Origin of the sequence: Micromonospora sp. CA-263727, assembly GCF_050942455.1 — a bacterium.
Taxonomy (GTDB): domain Bacteria; phylum Actinomycetota; class Actinomycetes; order Mycobacteriales; family Micromonosporaceae; genus Micromonospora.
This window is the reverse complement of record NZ_CP192031.1, coordinates 2,144,606-2,161,136: the sequence shown is the minus strand read 5'-3', so window position 1 is coordinate 2,161,136 and position 16,531 is coordinate 2,144,606. Positions and strand designations below refer to the sequence as shown.

The 16,531-nt window shown below is 72.3% G+C and carries 16 protein-coding genes; 9 read left to right on the top strand and 7 right to left on the bottom strand.

All coding sequences use genetic code 11. The annotated features are described in order from the left end of the window. Nucleotides 1–6: 6 nt before the first annotated feature. The 4 genes from ACQPYA_RS09835 (at nt 7) to ACQPYA_RS09820 (ending at nt 3,922) form a co-directional block, all read left to right on the top strand. On the top strand, nt 7–525 hold the full coding sequence (locus ACQPYA_RS09835; RefSeq protein WP_433532303.1) for a hypothetical protein: 519 nt from the start codon (nt 7–9) through the stop codon (nt 523–525). A 22-nt stretch (nt 526–547) separates the two neighbouring features. Continuing rightward, nucleotides 548–1,087 carry a hypothetical protein gene (locus ACQPYA_RS09830; RefSeq protein ID WP_433532302.1) on the top strand — a complete coding sequence of 180 codons (540 nt, stop codon included), beginning with the start codon at nt 548–550 and terminating at the stop codon, nt 1,085–1,087. Nucleotides 1,088–1,365: 278 nt separating this feature from the next. After that, nucleotides 1,366–3,480: a cellulase family glycosylhydrolase gene (locus tag ACQPYA_RS09825; protein ID WP_433532301.1), complete on the top strand. Its 2,115-nt coding sequence runs from the start codon at nt 1,366–1,368 to the stop codon at nt 3,478–3,480. A 61-nt stretch (nt 3,481–3,541) separates the two neighbouring features. Next, the gene (locus ACQPYA_RS09820) at nt 3,542–3,922 is read left to right on the top strand and encodes a YccF domain-containing protein (protein ID WP_433532300.1); all 381 of its coding nucleotides are present in this window, start codon (nt 3,542–3,544) and stop codon (nt 3,920–3,922) included. 56 nt (nt 3,923–3,978) lie between these two features. Here ACQPYA_RS09820 and ACQPYA_RS09815 read toward each other — a convergent pair whose 3' ends face one another. Next, the gene (locus ACQPYA_RS09815) at nt 3,979–4,674 is read right to left on the bottom strand and encodes an SDR family NAD(P)-dependent oxidoreductase (protein WP_433532299.1); all 696 of its coding nucleotides are present in this window, start codon (nt 4,672–4,674) and stop codon (nt 3,979–3,981) included. A 174-nt stretch (nt 4,675–4,848) separates the two neighbouring features. Here ACQPYA_RS09815 and ACQPYA_RS09810 point away from each other — a divergent pair, with 174 nt between their 5' ends. Together ACQPYA_RS09810 and ACQPYA_RS09805 are read left to right on the top strand one after the other, a co-directional pair. Then, complete coding sequence (locus tag ACQPYA_RS09810; RefSeq protein ID WP_433532298.1) at nt 4,849–5,991, top strand: MGDG synthase family glycosyltransferase; 1,143 nt, start codon at nt 4,849–4,851, stop codon at nt 5,989–5,991. Next, complete coding sequence (locus tag ACQPYA_RS09805) at nt 5,988–6,788, top strand: polysaccharide deacetylase family protein (protein WP_433532297.1); 801 nt, start codon at nt 5,988–5,990, stop codon at nt 6,786–6,788. The genes ACQPYA_RS09810 and ACQPYA_RS09805 overlap by 4 nt, the downstream gene beginning before the upstream one ends. 55 nt (nt 6,789–6,843) lie before the next feature. Here ACQPYA_RS09805 and ACQPYA_RS09800 read toward each other — a convergent pair whose 3' ends face one another. After that, the gene (locus ACQPYA_RS09800; RefSeq protein ID WP_433532296.1) at nt 6,844–9,189 is read right to left on the bottom strand and encodes a lysylphosphatidylglycerol synthase domain-containing protein; all 2,346 of its coding nucleotides are present in this window, start codon (nt 9,187–9,189) and stop codon (nt 6,844–6,846) included. Nucleotides 9,190–9,324: 135 nt separating this feature from the next. Between ACQPYA_RS09800 and ACQPYA_RS09795 the strand changes: the two genes are divergently transcribed. Next, on the top strand, nt 9,325–9,948 hold the full coding sequence (locus ACQPYA_RS09795) for a DedA family protein (protein ID WP_433532295.1): 624 nt from the start codon (nt 9,325–9,327) through the stop codon (nt 9,946–9,948). 204 nt (nt 9,949–10,152) lie between these two features. Here the strand turns inward: ACQPYA_RS09795 and ACQPYA_RS09790 are convergent, their stop codons facing one another. The 5 genes from ACQPYA_RS09790 to ACQPYA_RS09770 form a co-directional block, all read right to left on the bottom strand. Beyond that, the gene (locus ACQPYA_RS09790) at nt 10,153–11,067 is read right to left on the bottom strand and encodes a cation diffusion facilitator family transporter (protein WP_433532294.1); all 915 of its coding nucleotides are present in this window, start codon (nt 11,065–11,067) and stop codon (nt 10,153–10,155) included. A gap of 81 nt (nt 11,068–11,148) precedes the next feature. Then, complete coding sequence (locus ACQPYA_RS09785) at nt 11,149–11,469, bottom strand: DMT family transporter (protein WP_433532293.1); 321 nt, start codon at nt 11,467–11,469, stop codon at nt 11,149–11,151. A 13-nt stretch (nt 11,470–11,482) separates the two neighbouring features. After that, nucleotides 11,483–12,388 (bottom strand): NAD-dependent epimerase/dehydratase family protein, encoded by a 906-nt coding sequence (locus tag ACQPYA_RS09780; protein ID WP_433532292.1) that lies wholly within the window; start codon nt 12,386–12,388, stop codon nt 11,483–11,485. 68 nt (nt 12,389–12,456) lie between these two features. Further along, nucleotides 12,457–13,833, bottom strand: a complete 1,377-nt coding sequence (locus tag ACQPYA_RS09775; RefSeq protein WP_433532291.1) for an FAD-dependent oxidoreductase — start codon at nt 13,831–13,833, stop codon at nt 12,457–12,459. Nucleotides 13,834–14,018: 185 nt separating this feature from the next. Then, nucleotides 14,019–14,915: a bile acid:sodium symporter family protein gene (locus ACQPYA_RS09770; RefSeq protein ID WP_433532290.1), complete on the bottom strand. Its 897-nt coding sequence runs from the start codon at nt 14,913–14,915 to the stop codon at nt 14,019–14,021. 105 nt (nt 14,916–15,020) lie between these two features. Between ACQPYA_RS09770 and ACQPYA_RS09765 the strand changes: the two genes are divergently transcribed. Next, nucleotides 15,021–15,416: a VOC family protein gene (locus tag ACQPYA_RS09765; protein WP_433532289.1), complete on the top strand. Its 396-nt coding sequence runs from the start codon at nt 15,021–15,023 to the stop codon at nt 15,414–15,416. Nucleotides 15,417–15,582: 166 nt separating this feature from the next. Continuing rightward, complete coding sequence (locus ACQPYA_RS09760) at nt 15,583–16,530, top strand: STM4015 family protein (RefSeq protein WP_433532288.1); 948 nt, start codon at nt 15,583–15,585, stop codon at nt 16,528–16,530. Nucleotide 16,531 lies beyond the last annotated feature (1 nt).

The following is a 16,531-nucleotide window of genomic DNA, read 5'->3' as shown; positions in this document are numbered from 1 at the left end:
GAACACGTGCGGCGACTGATCCTGCCCGCGGTCCTCGCGGCTCTCCTGACGCTGACCGGTTGCGGTGGCGACGAACCCTCGTCGCCGAGGCCGGGAGCCGGCGTGGACGCCGACGCGGACCTCGACCTGCCCACCGGCGACGCCGACGGGGTACGCCCGGACTGCCCGTTCACCGCCGACCAGATCACCGAGTTCGTCGGCCAGTCAATGGTCGACCAGGGCAACTGCAGCTTCGGCGACGGCAAGGGGGTCGCCCTGCTCGCCGTGACGACGGCCTCCCGGTTGGCCGGCGAGGTGACCTACGACTACCAGCGCCAGCAGGCCGACGAGATCTACCAGAGCGTCACGGATCTCGGCGGTGACGGCAAGGGCTACCTGGCGGTCAAGGACATCGGGGCCGAGGCGGTGGTGATCGGCAACGCGGGCAGCTTCACCATCACCTTGAGCAGTTTCGAGCGCCTCGGCGCCCAGTCCGACGGGTACGAGCAGGCGTTGCGCCGGCTGCTCGACGCCCTGCCCCGGTGACGTCCGCACGAAGGAGACAATCGTGAGGTACCTGCCCTCCGCCGCCCGGCTCGCCGTGACCGCCCTCGCCCTGGCCGGCCTCGTCGCCTGCGGCGGCGCGAAGGAGCCGGCCGCCGCGCCGATGCCGACGATCGACGGGTTGGAGACGGTGCTGCCGACCGAGGCGGCCGACCCGCCCGAGCCGCCGGCCGACCCGCCCAAGGTCGACGCGTGCGCGTTGGTCGCCAAGCAGGAGGCCGAGAAGCTGGCCGGCACGGCGTTGGAGGACGCGGTGTCCGGCGGGGAGAGCTGCTCGTACACCGGGCCGGTCTCCGGGCCGTTGGCCCAGGTGGAGATCTACGTCGGCGACGGAGCGAAGAAGATCCTCGACATCGATCGCGATCTCGATCACAAGTTCGAGACGCTCTCCGGGATCGGCGACGAGGCGTACCTTGAGGACGGCGCGGTCTTCGTGAACGCCTCCGGCGTCTGGGTGGCCATCCGGCTGGTCCGGCTGGACGACCCGGCCACGTACAACAAGCGCCTGACCGACCTGGCCCGGACGGTGGCCGGACGGCTCTGACCCCACCGGCGGCCGGCGGCCGACCAGGACTCTGGGTGCGGATCCATCGTGGATCCGCACCCGATTCGTCTGGTCGGCCGCCTTGTCGTGGCACGCCGGACGGCTACCGCTCTCCCGCGGCCACCCGATCGACCTGCGCAGAGGCCGCTCGCATAGCAGTCTGTCGATTGACAAAGTTCATGATCCCAACTTATTGTGCGAGCCGGCCGGATGTTTCCGGTGGTTCCGGCGGCGCCCGGCCAGCCACCCGTCGACACCATCACCACACGAGGAGCGTCATGGCCGGGCTGAGCGGGACACTACGAAGGACACGATGGCGGTTCGGTCTGGTCGGCAGCGGCATCGCCGTACTGCTGGCCGGTGTCGGCCTGATCAACGCGGGCGCCGCGCACGCGGCGGCCGGCTGCCGGGTGGCGTACTCCGCCCCGAGCCAGTGGCCGGGCGGGTTCACCGCGAACGTGGACGTGACCAACCTCGGCGACCCGCTCAACGGCTGGCGGCTGACCTGGACATTCCCCTCCGGACAGCAGGTGACCCAGGCGTGGAACGCCAACGTCACCTCCTCCGGCAGCAACGTCACCGCCACCAACGTCAGCTACAACGCCGCGCTCGGCACCAACCAGACCGTGTCGTTCGGCTTCAACGGGTCGTGGTCCGGCAGCAACAACGCCCCGACCTCGTTCGCGCTCAACGGGGTCACCTGCACCGGCAGCGTGGGCGGCACCACCCCGCCGCCGACCACCCCACCCCCGACCACGCCCCCGCCGACCACCCCGCCACCGACCACGCCGCCGCCGGCCGGTGACCCGATGGCCTACGTGGCGGCGATGCAGCCCGGCTGGAACCTCGGCAACAGCTTCGACGCCGTCGGCGCCGACGAGACGGCCTGGGGCAACCCCCGGGTCACCGCGGCCCAGCTGGACGCCATCCGGGCACAGGGCTTCAACAGCATCCGGATCCCGATCACCTGGAGCAACCACCACGGGCCGGCGCCGTCGTACACCATCGACACCGCCTGGCTGAACCGGATCAAGGAGGTCGTCGGCTGGGCGCTGGACGACGGCTTCTACGTGATGATCAACATTCACCACGACTCGTGGCAGTGGATCCACGAGATGCCGACCAACCGGACCACCGTCCTCAACCGCTACAACGCGCTCTGGACCCAGATCGCCACGGCGTTCCGGGACTCCTCGCCGCGGCTGCACTTCGAGAGCGTCAACGAGCCGCAATTCGCCAACAGCTCCGGTGACGCCCAGAACGCGCAACTGCTGAACGAGCTGAACGTCAACTTCCACCGGATCGTGCGCGCCTCCGGCGGCAACAACGCCACCCGGATGCTGGTCCTGCCGACCCTGCACACCTCGGCCGACCAACCCCGGGTCAACGAACTGGCCACCACCATCAGCCAGCTCAACGACCGCAACCTGATCGCCACCGTGCACTTCTACGGGTACTGGCCGTTCAGCGTCAACGTCGCCGGTGGCACCCGCTTCGACGCGGTCACCCAGCAGGACCTGACCGACTCCTTCGACCGGGTCTACAACGCCTTCGTCACCCGGGGCATCCCGGTGGTCATCGGCGAGTACGGGCTGCTCGGCTTCGACCGGCACACCGGCACCATCCAGCAGGGCGAGAAGCTCAAGTTCTTCGAGTTCCTCGGCCACTACGCCCGCAGCCGGCAGATCACCACCCAGCTGTGGGACAACGGGCAGCACTTCAACCGGACCACCTTCCAGTGGCGCGACGCGGAGCTGTTCGCGCAGATCAGGTCGAGCTGGACGACCCGCTCCGGCACCGCCTCCGCCGACCAGGTGTACGTGCCGCGTACCGGCTCGATCACCGCCAAGTCGCTCACCCTGAACCTGAACGGCACCACCTTCCAGGGGTTGCGCCAGGGCACCACGAACCTGGTGCAGGGCACCGACTTCACCGTCTCCGGCAACCAGCTCACCATCACCGCGAGCGCCCTGACCCGACTGGTCGGCAGCCGGGCGTACGGCGTCAACGCCAGCCTCCAGGCGCGGTTCTCGGCCGGCGTCCCGTGGCGGATCGACGTCATCACCTACGACGTCCCGGTGCTGTCGAACGCCACCGGATCGACAGGTTCCTTCGCCGTACCGACCCAGTTCCGCGGCGACCAACTCGCCACCATGGAGGCGAGGTACGCCGACGGCAGCAACGCCGGCCCGCACGACTGGACGTCGTTCAAGGAGTTCGACGTCACCTTCGCCCCCGACTACACCGGCAACCGCATCGCCCTGACCAGCACCTTCTTCAACGAGGTACGCGACGGCTCCCCGGTCACCCTCACCTTCCACTTCTGGAGCGGTGCGCAGGTGACCTACCGCGTCACGAAGTCCGGCAGCAACGTCACCGGCGTCACCGGCTGACCCGCCCGCGCCACCGGCCGCCCCCGGGTGGCCGGTGGCGCCCGGCCGTCATCATGTAGCCATGATCCGATTCGTGCTGAACGTGCTGTGGCTCATCTTCGGCGGCGGACTCGTGCTGGCCGTCGGCTACGGCATCGCCGCCCTGATCTGCTTCGTCCTCATCGTCACCATCCCGTTCGGGGTCGCGTCGCTGCGCCTGGCGTCGTACTCGCTGTGGCCCTTCGGCCGCACTCTGGTGCCCAAGCCCGGCGTCGGCGTGGTCTCCGGCATCGCCAACGTCATCTGGGTGCTGCTGGCCGGCTGGTGGCTCGCCCTGTCGCACATCGTCGCCGGCGTCGGCCTCTGCCTCACCATCATCGGCATCCCGTTCGGCGTGGCCAACTTCAAGCTCGTTCCGGCCGCGCTCTGGCCGCTGGGCCAGGAGGTCGTCCCCGCGCCGTAGGCACCGGGCGGGGCCACGCCGCCCCGCCCCTCACCGCGGGCCACGATGCCCGCCCCTCACCACCGGCCGTCGGCGCGCAGCGCCTGCTCACCGGAGATGTACCGGTCGTCGGCGGCCAGCAGCAGCAGTCGGACGGCCTCGGCGGCGACCTGCTCCGCCCGGGCGTACGCCTCGTCGAGGAACTCGGCGCCGGCGCGCTCCTGAGGGCGCGTCGGCATCGGCCCGGGGTGCAGCCGCATCACCTTGACCCGGTTGCCGGGCTGGGCCCCGGCCACCGACTCGACCAGACTGGCGCCGTAGCTCTCGGTGGCCCGGTGGACCGGAATCCCCGGCTGCGACCTGGTCACCGCCAGCGCCCCGACGTACACCACGTTGCCGTGGCCCTGCCGGCCCAGGTGGTGCAGCGCCTCCTTGAGCACGTACGTCGTGCCGAGCACGTTGACCTCCACGGCCCGCCGGATCCGCTCCGGGTCCAGGTCGAGCAGGTCGCCACCGGCCCACACCGAGGCGCAGTCGGCCACCCCGCCGATCTCGCCGTACCGCTCGACCACCCCCGCGAACAACTCCCGCACCTGCCGGTAGGAGGTGATGTCGCAGGCCGCGCCGGGACAGTCCAGCTCGTCGGCGACCGCCGCGACCTCCCACGGCTCGTCGCCGACGACCACCACCCGGCGCCTGCCGATCAACCGGCGGGCGACGGCGAGCCCGATCCCGCTCGTCCCACCCACCACCACGAAGGTTCCGCCAGCCATCACCCTCACCCCCTCACCGGAGCGGGCGCTGCCTTCCCAATCCGGCGGCGCTCACACCCGCCAGCCGGTGGTCACCCCCGGGAGCGGGACTGAGATCCGCCTGGGCGGGTATGCGCCCCCGTGACCGAGTGCAGGCCGGAGGCGGAATGGGCGGGTCCGAGGGGCAGCAGGTCGATGGAGTCGAGGCTCCACCGCCACGGCGGCCGGGTGACCCGGCGTACCCGGACGACGATGCCGGGCAGGATCGCCGCCGGCCGGGTCGTGGTGGTCTCGGCCGACATCGGGGCCGGACACGACGCGGCGGCCGATGAGCTGGCGCACCGGCTGACCGGCCAGGGCCTGCGGGTGGAGCGGCTGAACTTCCTCTCGCTGCTGCCCCGGCCGCTGAACACCACGGTCCGGGAGACCTACCGGGGCATGCTGCGCTGGCTGCCCTGGTGCTACGACGCGCTGTTCAGCGCGACCAGCCGGTCGCCCTCGTCGGTGGAGCTGCTGCGCGCCACGCTGCGCCCGGTGGCCCGCCGGTTGCTGGCCCGGCTGCCCGTGGACACCCGGGCCGTGGTGACCACCTTCCCGTTCGCCAACCAACTCCTCGGGCCGTTGCGGGCCGCCGGGCTGATCAACGCCCCGCTGGTCACCTACGTGACCGACTTCGCCGTACACCCGACCTGGATCTCGCCCGGCGTGGACCTCTACTGCGTGGTGCACGAGCTTTCCCGGCAGCAGGCCGTGGCCGGTGGCGCGGGCCCGGTGCGGGTGGTCCGCCCGCTGGTGAACGCCCGCTTCGCGGCACCGGCCGAGCTGAGCGTCCGGGCCGCCCGGCACCGCTTCGGGCTGCCCGAGCAGGCCCGGCTGGCGTTGATCGTCGCCGGTTCCTGGGGCATCGGGGAAGTGGCACGGACCGCGGCGGAGGTGCTGGCCACCGGGTGCGCCGAGCCCGTCGTGGTGTGCGGGCGCAACGAGCGGCTCCACCGCCGGCTCCGGCGGTTCCCCGGGCACGTGCTCGGCTGGGTCGACGACATGCCCACCCTGATGCACGCCGCGGACGTCGTGGTGGAGAACGCCGGGGGCCTGACCTGCCAGGAGGCGCTCGCCTCGGGCCGGCCCACGATCACCTACCGGCCCATCCCCGGCCACGGCCGAGCCAACGCCGCCCTGCTCAGCCGCTCCGCGCTGACCAGCTACATCGCCTCCCCGCAGCGGCTGCGATCGACGCTGACCGACCTGATGGCCCGGGATGCCCACGCCGAGCCGGACACCCGGGTCGACATGGCCTCCGTCGTCGCCGAGGCCATCCCGCCGGTGAGGTGGGGATGACCGGCTTGCCGCGCAGCCGACGGCGGGATCTGCTGCGCGGCGGCGTCCTGGTCACCTTCGGGGCCGGGCTCGGGGTGGTCGGCTTCGCCGAGGCGGCGGACGTGGTCGACCGGAAACTGCCGCTGCGCGGCGGCGCGGCGAGCGCGGTGGTGCCGGGCCGCCCCGACCTGCTGGGGAACGGCCGGCTGGAGGCGAACTGGTTCGTCCCGACCGGACGCAGGATCGTCGCGCTCACCTTCGACGACGGGCCGGGGCCCGACTGGACCCCGATGGTCCTCGACACCCTGCACCAGCGCGGCGTGCCGGCCACCTTCTTCATGGTCGGCGAGCGGGCCCGCCGGCACGGCGAGCTGCTCCGCGGCCGGCTCGCCGGACACGAGGTGGGCAGCCACAGCTGGGCGCACCACGACCTGGCCCGACTCCCGGTCGAGGAGGCGTACGAGGACCTGGCGCGGACCCACCGGGAACTGGTCGCGGTGACCGGGCAGGAGCCGCGGCTGCTGCGTCCCCCGTACGGCCACCTGGCCGGCAGCACCCTGGCGGCGGCCGTGCGGATGGGGTACCAGCTGGTGCTCTGGTCGCAGCAGATGCGGGAGGCCGACTTCCCCGACGACCCGGCCGGGCAGGCGCGGCGGATCGTCGCCGACGTGCACCCCGGCGCGATCATCCTCGCCCACGACGTGGGTCGCCGAGAGCGCCTGGTCTCCCTGCACGCGTTGCCGGAGATCATCGACCAGTTGCGGGCACGCGGCTACGAGTTCGCCACGGTGTCACAACTGCTGGCGGTGCGGCGGTGACGAGGCCCGCCGCGAGCGGGAACGCGGGGGCCGCGACCCACGGGCGGCGCCCCGGTCACAGCAGGCGTCGACGGAGCAGCGCACGCAGGGCGACGTAGCCGACCGGAGCGGGTATCCAGAACGTCGCGAGCCGGTAGATCAGCACGCCGGCCACGGCGGCGTCGACGGGCACGCCGTAGAGCAGCAGCCCGGAGACGAGGGCCGCCTCGGTGGCCCCCAGGCCGCCCGGCGTGGGCGCGACGGTGGCGACGCCCTCCCCGATCACGCAGACCAGGATCACCGGGGGCAGCAGGGCGAGGCCGACCGGCTGGCCGACCGCGAGCAACCCGGCATAGAGGCTGAGGCCGTAGGCGAGGGTGAGCGCCACGGCCGACACGATCAGCCAGATCAGCCGGTGCTGGTGGGTCAGGGCCCGCAGCGCGTCGGCGCTCTGCCGGGCCGCGGCACGGCCGCGGTGGCGCAGTCGCGGCACCGCGAGCACCGCCGTGGCGGCGAGCAGGACCAGCACGACCCCGAGCAGCAGCGGCAGCGCCTTGCCGGTGGCGGCGTGCTCGACGGTACGGGTGGGCTGGCGCGCGAAGGGCAGCAGCACGGGCAGCAGCACCGCGACCGACACCACCCCGGCCGTCCGGGAGATCGCGACCACGGTGGCCGACTCGGCGGTGTTGAACCCCTTCTGGTGCAGGTAACGCAGGCTCAACGCGGCGCCACCGACGCTGCCCGGGGCCAGCCGGTTGGCGAAGGAGGCGGCCACCTGCACGACGGTGATCTCCCCGAACGGGACCCGGCCGGCGGCGGCCAGGCGCAGCGTGAGGGCGCTGAGCAGGTAGGTGGCGACCGAGCCGAGCAGGGTCGCGACGAGCGCCAGCGGATGCGCGTGGAGCATCAGGTGCAGCGCCGTGCGTACCTCGCCGACCTGCGGCAACAGCACGTACACCAGCAGGCCGAGCGCGACCAGCAGCAGGATGCCGCGCGGGGTGATCCGGACGACCCGGGCCAGCTGCGGCTCCCGCTGCGGGCAGCGACGCCGGATCGCCTCCCGTACCTGTTCCAGCAGGCCGGGGCTGCGGCGCAGGGAGTGGCGGCCGGCCCGGGAGAGGACCGGCCGTTGCAGGTACGGCAGGCTCTCCGCGACCTGCGTGGCACCGAGTTCGTCCATCGCGACGCCGACCACGGTCGCCGGATCGACCCGGCCGGCGAGCGTCACCAGCAGCTCGACGAGATCCCGGGCCTGCTGATCGGCCGGGGCGCCGTCGATGCCGAACCCGAAGTCGACCAGGTGGACGGCCCGGTCGCCGACCAGGATGTTGGCCGCCCGCAGGTCCCGGTGGGCGATGCCGGCCCGGTGCAGCAGCGCCACCTGTCGGCACGCGTCCGCCACCACCGCGACCGGCAGCGGCCCGACGGTCGAGTCCAGCGCGGCGGCGTCGACGAACTCCTGCACCAGCACGGCGTCGCCGCCGGGCAGGGTGGCGGTCGCGACGACCGCCGGTACGCGCACCCCCGCCCGTTCCGCCAGCAGGGCCAGGTACGTCTCGTGATCGCTCTGCTGCTTCGCGCTCAGGTACGGCGGCTCGTCGGCGACGTGCCGGTAGCGCAGCCGCCGATAGAGCTTGTAGGCCCAGTCCGCATCGCGCTGCTGCCCGCCGGTCACCTTGACGAAGAGCCGCCGCCCGTCGGCGGTGACCGCCCGCCAGGGCCACGAGCCGCGGGCGTCGCCGGTCAACGGCTCCAGGCTCACCACCTCGAACCCGCGCCGCCGCAGCGTCCGGCGCAGGCCACCGGCGGACCGTTCCGGGCCGACCTCCCCGACCAGCAGCCGGGTCAGGCAGACCGCGAGCCAGCCGACCAGGACCCCGCCGATGGCGTCGACGGGCAGGTGGGCGCCGACGTGCACCCGTGCCACCGCGACCAGGACGATGACCAGCCACAGCAGGCGACGCCAGCGGGCGCCGCCGGACCGCGCCGCCACCAGGGCCAGGGCGGTGGCGACCGCGACGTGCCCGGAGGGGTAGCCCAGCGCGCCGGTGACCGTGTCGTGCAGGGTGACGTCGATCAGCAGGGCCGCCGGCCGGTCCCGGGCCACCGCGGCCTTGTTGACGACCGCCAGCCAGTACGCCAGGTTGCCGGCCAGCAGCAGGTCCCGCGCCACCGCGAACCGCCGCAGCAGGCCGGCGACGGCGGCGCTGGCGAACACCGCGAGGTACGAGCCGACCTGCATGATCACGACCAGCACCGGGGTCACGCCGGCCGGCATGCGGTTGAGCAGGGTGAACACGTCCCGTTCCCACGCCCCGACCGGGTGGTGGCGCACCAGCAGGCTCACCGCGACCAGCAGGCCGGCCGAGACCACCAGGCTGACCAGCAACGCCGGCGACGGGCGATGCGTCCGGGATACCACCAGTCCTCGCCTTCCGGTGAGGCGGCCGTGGGCCTGCTGTCGAATCGAACCCTACGGGCTGGCCCGATTCCGCTCCGCGGTTTTCCGCCGTTCGATCGGCGGACCCCGGGCCGGCGGGAACGCCACAATCAGGGCATGGATCGGGTGCTGGCCGTGATCACCGCGCTGCCGCCGGCGGCCGTGTTGACGCTGGTCTTCGTCCTGCCCGCGCTGGAGTCCTCGACGTTGCTGGGGCTGGTCGTGCCCGGCGAGACCGCCCTCCTGGTCGGCGGGGTGGTGGCGCACGGCGGCGGGCTGCCGCTCTGGGCGGTGATCGTCGCCGCGGCGGCCGGGGCGTGCCTCGGCGACCAGATCGGCTACCTGCTGGGCCGGCGCTACGGAGCGGCGGTGCTGGCCCGCGCGCCCGCCGTGGCGCGACGCCACGTGGACCTGGACCGGGCCCGGCGGCTGCTGGCCACCCGGGGCACGACGGCGGTGGTGATCGGCCGGTGGGTGGCCGTGCTGCGGACGGTGGTGCCGATCGTCGCCGGGGCCAGCGGGATGCGCCGGACGTCGTTCGGGTGGGCGAACGTGGCCGGCGGGCTGGTGTGGGCGACGGCGGTGGGACTGCTGGGCTACCTCGGCGCGGCGTCGATCCACTACCTGGAGCGGGAGCTGGGCATCGGCACCCACGTCCTGCTCGCGGTGGTCCTCTTCGCCCTGGTGCTGGCGGTATGGCGGCACCACCGCGCGGCGCGCCGCGCCCGCCGGGCCCCCTGACCGAATCGTCCCCCGGCACCGCGCCCGGAATCGTCGTCCTGATGCCGGTGACGTTCGCCTCGCTCCCACCGCCTCATTGCCGGTCGCTTTTATTCAGAGCCTGATTTCATAGAGAAATAATGATTTCGCTGTGAAATCAGGCTGACGGGGCATGTGGCCTGTGGCGGGCAGCACGGCGCACCTCGGCTCGGGCCAGCCGGTAGGTCACCAGTGCGCGCCGCCGCAGACGCCGTCGGCGTCCTGGGGCTCGACCTGGAGGGTGGCGTGCTCGATGGCGAACCGGTCGTGCAGCACCCGCCGGGCGGCGGCCAGCACGTCGGCGAGGTCCGCTCCGCCGCCGAGGGTCAGGTGCGCCGAGGCCACCTCCATCCCCGAGGTGAGCGTCCACACGTGCAGGTCGTGCACGTCGGCGACGCCGTCGACCGCGCGCAGCCCGTCACGGACCTCGGCGACGTCCACGTGTGGCGGTGCGGCCTGCACGAGGACCCGCAGGGCCGCGCGGCCGAGCTGGTAGGTGCGGGGCAGGATGAACACGCCCACGGCCACGGCGATGATCGGGTCGGCGTACCACCAGTCGGTCACCGCGATCACCCCGGCCGCGACGATCACGCCGATCGACGCGAACAGGTCGCCGAGGACCTCAAGGTAGGCGCCGCGCACGTTCAGGCTCTCCTTCGAGCCGGACCGCAGCAGCAGGAACGCCACGATGTTCGCCACCAGACCGGCCAGGGCCACCGCCAGCATCGGGCCGGCCAGCACCTCGGGCGGCTCGCCGAGCCGGCGCACCGCCTCCACCAGCACGTAGAGGGCCACCCCGAACAGCAGCACCGCGTTCGCCAGGGCCGCCAGGACCTCCATCCGGTACAGGCCGAAGGTGCGCTGGCCGTCCCGGGACGCCCGGCTCGCCGCGGTGATCGCCGCGAGCGCCATGCCGATGCCGAGCACGTCGGTGAACATGTGCCCGGCGTCCGACAGCAGCGCCAGCGAGCCGGTCCACCACGCCCCGACCGCCTCCACCAGCATGAACACAGCCAGCAGGACGAAGGCCGTCCACAGCCGCCCGCGATGCTTCGCCCCGGCGCGCAACACCTGCTGCCCGTGATCGTGCCCGGCACCCACCTTGTGTCCCTCCCTGCTTCGACCTCCCCGAAACATATGCTGACATTGCAATGAGTGCAACCGTAACCGGGCGTTCGGTGCTCAGTGGGCACCACCGAGGTTGAGCAGGACGACGCCGGCGATGACGATGCCGACGCCGAGGACCTTGGTGAGCGTCAGCGGTTCACCGAGGAAGACCGCCCCGATGGCGACGATCGCGGCGGTGCCGAGCCCCGACCACATGGCGTAGGCGACGCCGACCGGGATTCCCTTGACCGCCTGGGCGAGCAGCGCGAACGCCGTCACGTAGGCCACGACCAGCCCGAGCGTGGGCCACAGCCGGGTGAACCCCTCCGTCGACTTGAGCAGGCTCGTGCCGGCGACCTCGGCCGCGATGGCCAGCAACAGGAAGACGTACGCCATCCCACATCCCCTTCTAGTACGTCCGTACGTGGTCCCGCCACGAGTGCCGGGGGTCGTAACCCAGCACCCGCCGTGCCTTGTCGATGCTGAGCAGGGTCTCGTGCTCGCCGAGTTCCCGGCGGATCTCGACGCCCGGGTACACCTCGGCCATCAGGCTGGCGCTGGACCTGCTCATCACCGTGTCGGCGTTGGCGATGATGAAGACGTCGGCACCGGGCCGCTCGTGGGCGAGCGCCCGCTCGACCGCCTGGGCCGCGTCGCGGGCGTCGATGTAGCCCCACAGGTTCCATCGGCGCAGCTGGGGGTCGGCGTCGAAGGACGGGAACCCCGCGTAGTCCTCGACCTCCATCACGTTGGAGAACCGCAGGCCGACCATGACCAGCTCGGGATCCCACCGGCAGAAGTGCCGCGCCATCTCCTCCTCCAGCGCCTTGTTCAGCGAGTACGTCGACTCCGGGCGCGGCGCGTACTCCTCGTCGACCGGCGCGTACGGCGGCGGGGTGTCGAACGGCAGCCCGAGCACCGTCTCGCTGGACGCCCACACCACCCGCTTGATCCCCGCCGCCCGGGCCGCGGCGAAGACGTTGTACGTCGCGGCGGAGTTGTTCGCGAAGGTGGTCGCGTTCGGCATCATCCCGGGCGCCGGCACCGCCGCCAGGTGGACGACCGCGTCGACCCGGCCGGCGTGTTCGTCGACGCCGCCGGTGAGGGCCTCCACCACCTGCCCGTAGTCGGTGAGGTCGACGAGCAGGAACTTTCCGTCGACCTCACGCGGGTCGCGCCCGCTGGCGCGATCCAGCGCCAGCACGTCGACGCCCGCCTCGCGCAGGTGCGCCACCACGGCGCGACCGAGCTTGCCGGCCGCACCGGTGACCACGACACGGCTGGGAACTGGGGATTCGGGAACCTGATCACTCATGGCCACATCCTGGCCCGGCCGCGGCAGGCCGCACCAGGGGGGTGTGGGGCCCGCCTGACGGCGACCGATCAGCGGGCCCGCCGGTTGGCGCGCAGGGCGCCCAGGACCGCGCCCGGGGTGGCGAGCGAGCTCGGGTGTTGCCGCATGGAGACGACGTCGTTGAACCGCCGCGCGGTCGTCACGTCGGTGACGGTCGCCGCGACGATCTGCCGGCTGACCCAGCTGGAGAAGCGGTAGCCGCGCGGGTAGGGCCCGTCGACGTGCGGCAGCGCCAGGTCGGCGGAGGTCGATGTCGACCAGGCCGCGTCGACCACGACCCGCTGCAGATCGAGGAAGTGACGCGCGGGTACGCCCAGATCCGGTTTCGACCGCAGGTACGCCGACAGGCAGGCCGCCTGCATGGCCGCCGACGTGATTCCCTGCCCGTACACCGGATTGAACGACGCGACCGCGTCACCGACGCTGACCAGCCCGGCCGGGAACCGCGCCAGCGCGTGGAAGTCCCGCCGCCGGCTGTCGGCGTGCCGGTAGGTCTGCACGTCGCCGAGCAGCTCGCTGCCGGCGACCTCGCCGAACTCCGGTGGGAACTGGTCCCGCAGCCGGCGGACGAAATCCTCGGCGGTACGTCCCGGCCGGTTGTCCCCGTAGCCGGCCATCATCGCCATCCACCGGCCGTCCTCGATCGCGAAGAACGCGGCGCCGGCCACCTCCGACGACAGTCTCGGACTGTTCAGCGCCAGCACCACCGTGAGATCCGGGTTCGTCTCCCGGCGCCGGAACAGGGCCGTCGCGTAGTTGAGGTGCACGGTCATCCGCCGCATCGCCGGCCGGTCCCAACCGCCCTGCTCCAGCCAGTCGGAGAGCCGGCTCGAACGGCCCATCGCGTCCACCACGAGATCGGCGCTCTCGACGCCGGACGCCCCACCGACGTCGTACCGGACTCCGGTGGCCACGCCGCCGTCGAACACGAGCCCGGTGGCCCGGGCGGTGACCGTCTTGACGTTCGGCAGTCGCAGCACCTGCTGGCGGATCAGCCCTTCCAGCAGCGGCCGGCTGCCCGCGAGGCTGTCGGCGTCGTCGGGTACGACGACCTTCAGCCGGCCGTCGAGGTAGCTCCGCCGGGCCGCGGGGGGCGCCTCGACCGCCCCCTGGGCGAGGGCCTGGTCGCGGAAGCCCGGGAAGAGGCGTTCAAGCTGGAGGAAGCCGCCGGGCAGCAGCGCGTGCAGTTGCGTCCCCTGTGGCACGCCGGGTCGCCCGCCGGTCACGTGCAGGTCGTCCCGGTCGATGACGACGACGCACTCCGCGTGGTCGGCCAGCACCCGGGCGGCCAGCAGCCCGGCGACGCTGCCACCGAGCACCACCGCCTTCTCCATCACCGGAAACGCCTGGTCGGGCGGTCGCACCGCGTTCAGCGCGGCGAAGACCCGAGCCGGAGAGAGGGCCATCGTGCTCTCCAAGGGGTACGAGGTGTGCCGCTGTCCCGCCGGCCAACCGGTGACCGGCGCACGGCAGACCGGCGGGATGGGGGACGGGGGACGGCATGATGAACGACGATCGTTGCACAGACGCCGCGCTCCGATCCGACCGGCGCGCAAATTGGAGCACCGAGAGTCACCAATCGGTCACAATCTCAGGGTGCGGCGGCTTCACCTCCGGTGCTGACGGACCGGAGGCCGACCCGATTCACCAGGTAGCCGAAGGCCGCCGCGGTGAAGAACATGACAATGCCGTAGACGGCCGCCGGAATCGCCATCTGGGTGCTGTCGAGCAGCGCCGGACTGAGCGCGATGGTGATGGCCAAGGTGCTGTTGTGGATACCGATCTCGAATCCGGCCGCCTTGGCGGCGCTCCGCTCGACCCCGGCCAACCGCGGCACGCCGTACCCGATCGCGAGGCTGAGCAGGTTGAACGCCAGCACGGCCAGACCGACGGAGACGAAGTAGTCGGCGAGGTTCTCGCGCTCCCCGAGCACCGCGCCGACGATCACCGCGACGAGCACCACGACGGAGAGGATCCGCACCGGGCGGTTCAGGCGCTCGGCGACCCGGGACGCCCGGGCCCGGATCAGCATGCCGATCGCGACCGGGACGAGCACGATCGCGAACACCTGCACCACCTTGTCGAACTGCAACCCGATGCTCGCCGCGTCGGCCAGGAAGTACGACGCCGACAGGTTGACCACGATCGGCAGGGTGAACACGGCGAGCACCGAGTTGATCGCGGTCAGGCTGATGTTCAGGGCCACATGCCCGCCGAAGAGGTGGCTGTAGAGGTTGGCCGTGGTGCCGCCCGGGGAGGCGGCCAGCAGCATCATCCCGACGGCGAGTTCCGGCGGCAGGTCGAAGCCGAGCACCAGGCCGAAGCAGAGCGCCGGCAGCAGCAGCACCTGGCAGACCAGCGCGATGACGGCGGCCTTCGGGTGTTGGGCCACCCGGCGGAAGTCCCCCACGGTCAGTCCGAGACCAAGGCCGAGCATGATGATGCCGAGCGCGATGGGCAGTCCGACCCGAGTCAAGGCTGAGTCCATGACCCAATATCGTTACCACCCGGTAACGCCCTCGCAATCCCCCATCCGGCCGGGCAGAACGCGCTCGTCCTGATATCGGCTTGATCGTGGTGAGAGGCTGGGATCATGGTGTCGCGGGTGCGTTGGGTCGACTTCGACTGTGCCGATCCGTTCCGGGTGGCGAGCTTCTGGGCCGAGGCGACCGGGTTGCGGCCCGATCCGGACAACGAGCCCGGTGCGCCGGAGTGCGCGTTGTTGTCGGGTGCGGACGTCGCCGAGGGCGGGATGCTCTTCCAGCGCGTGCCCGAAGGCCGGGTGGCCAAGAACCGGCTGCACCTGGATCTACAGCCGGTCGACCGGACCCGCGACGAGGAGATCGATCGGCTGCTCGGCCTGGGCGCGTCGCTGGTCGCCGATCACCGTCGGCCCGACGGCACCGGCTGGGCGGTCCTCGCCGACCCCGAGGGTAACGAGTTCTGCGTGGAACGCAGCTTGGCGGAGCGGTCCGCCATGGGCGACTGATCGTGGGGACGAGCAGCGCACCGCCAGCGGAACACCCACCCCGCCAACCGCTCAGGCCGGCGTCACCACGCTGATCGGGGTGTCGGGGTGGCCTGTTACGGTCTCGCCGCCGCAGCAGTTCAGTGGCCGGCGCTACCGCTTCACCGCAGTCGGAGAGTGATCGACGATGACATTCGGTTCCCACGCCAGTGAGTTCGCCGGCCGCCCGGTGGTCACCGTCCCGGTCGACGGCCCGCTGCCGACCGTGGACGCTCCGGTTTCCTGGCGCTTCTCCCGCTGGGACTTCGAGGAGAAGTCCGAGGACACCCTGTCCGAGGAGTTCCGCGACGCGTTCGAGCGCTTCGTCGCGCAGGCCGGCCCGTCGGTGGAGTCGCTGGTCATCGGCGCCTGGGGGTACGCCGCGTTCAACCCGGCGCCGATCCGGCAGCTCTGCGCGGCGGCCGAGCGGCTGCCCGCGTTGCGCGCCCTGTTCCTCGGCGACATGACCTCCGAGGAGTGCGAGATCTCCTGGATGAAGGTCGGTGACGTCAGCCCGCTGCTGACCGCGTACCCGGCCCTGGAGGTGCTGCGGGTGCGCGGCGGTGAGGAGTTCGACTTCTCCCCCGTCCGGCACGACCGGCTGCGCGAGCTGGCGGTGGAGAGCGGCGGCCTGTCCCGGGAGTTCGTGGGGGCGGTGCTCGCCTCCGACCTGCCCGCGCTGACCGACCTGGAGCTGTGGTTCGGCACCGAGGACTACGGGGGCGACACGACGGTGGAGGACCTCACGCCGCTGCTGGCCGGGGAGCTGTTTCCGCAGCTGCGCCGGTTGGGGCTGCGCAACGCGGAGATCGCCGACGGGCTCGCGGTGGCGCTGGCGTCCGCGCCCGTGGTGGGCCGGCTGGAGCGGCTCGACCTCTCCAACGGGACGCTCGGCGACGAGGGCGCGGCGGCGCTGCTCGCCGGCCAGCCGCTGACCCACCTCACCGCACTCGACCTGCACCACCACTTCCTCTCCCCGGAGGTCGCCGCGTCGGTGGTCGCGGCGCTGCCGGGCGTGCAGGTCGACGTCTCCGACCCGCAGGAGCCGGACGAGTACGACGGCGAGAGCTACCGGTACACGGCGGTGGCGGAGTGAC

Excerpts from the sequence above, each read along its gene's own strand:
- ACQPYA_RS09825 (WP_433532301.1), top strand. The coding sequence starts at position 1,366 with ATGGCCGGGCTGAGCGGGACACTACGAAGGACACGATGGCGGTTCGGT.
- ACQPYA_RS09820 (WP_433532300.1), top strand. The coding sequence starts at position 3,542 with ATGATCCGATTCGTGCTGAACGTGCTGTGGCTCATCTTCGGCGGCGGA.
- ACQPYA_RS09815 (WP_433532299.1), bottom strand. The coding sequence starts at position 4,674 with ATGGCTGGCGGAACCTTCGTGGTGGTGGGTGGGACGAGCGGGATCGGG.
- ACQPYA_RS09810 (WP_433532298.1), top strand. The coding sequence starts at position 4,849 with ATGGAGTCGAGGCTCCACCGCCACGGCGGCCGGGTGACCCGGCGTACC.
- ACQPYA_RS09805 (WP_433532297.1), top strand. The coding sequence starts at position 5,988 with ATGACCGGCTTGCCGCGCAGCCGACGGCGGGATCTGCTGCGCGGCGGC.
- ACQPYA_RS09795 (WP_433532295.1), top strand. The coding sequence starts at position 9,325 with ATGGATCGGGTGCTGGCCGTGATCACCGCGCTGCCGCCGGCGGCCGTG.
- ACQPYA_RS09785 (WP_433532293.1), bottom strand. The coding sequence starts at position 11,469 with ATGGCGTACGTCTTCCTGTTGCTGGCCATCGCGGCCGAGGTCGCCGGC.
- ACQPYA_RS09780 (WP_433532292.1), bottom strand. The coding sequence starts at position 12,388 with ATGAGTGATCAGGTTCCCGAATCCCCAGTTCCCAGCCGTGTCGTGGTC.
- ACQPYA_RS09775 (WP_433532291.1), bottom strand. The coding sequence starts at position 13,833 with ATGGCCCTCTCTCCGGCTCGGGTCTTCGCCGCGCTGAACGCGGTGCGA.
- ACQPYA_RS09770 (WP_433532290.1), bottom strand. The coding sequence starts at position 14,915 with ATGGACTCAGCCTTGACTCGGGTCGGACTGCCCATCGCGCTCGGCATC.
- ACQPYA_RS09765 (WP_433532289.1), top strand. The coding sequence starts at position 15,021 with ATGGTGTCGCGGGTGCGTTGGGTCGACTTCGACTGTGCCGATCCGTTC.
- ACQPYA_RS09760 (WP_433532288.1), top strand. The coding sequence starts at position 15,583 with ATGACATTCGGTTCCCACGCCAGTGAGTTCGCCGGCCGCCCGGTGGTC.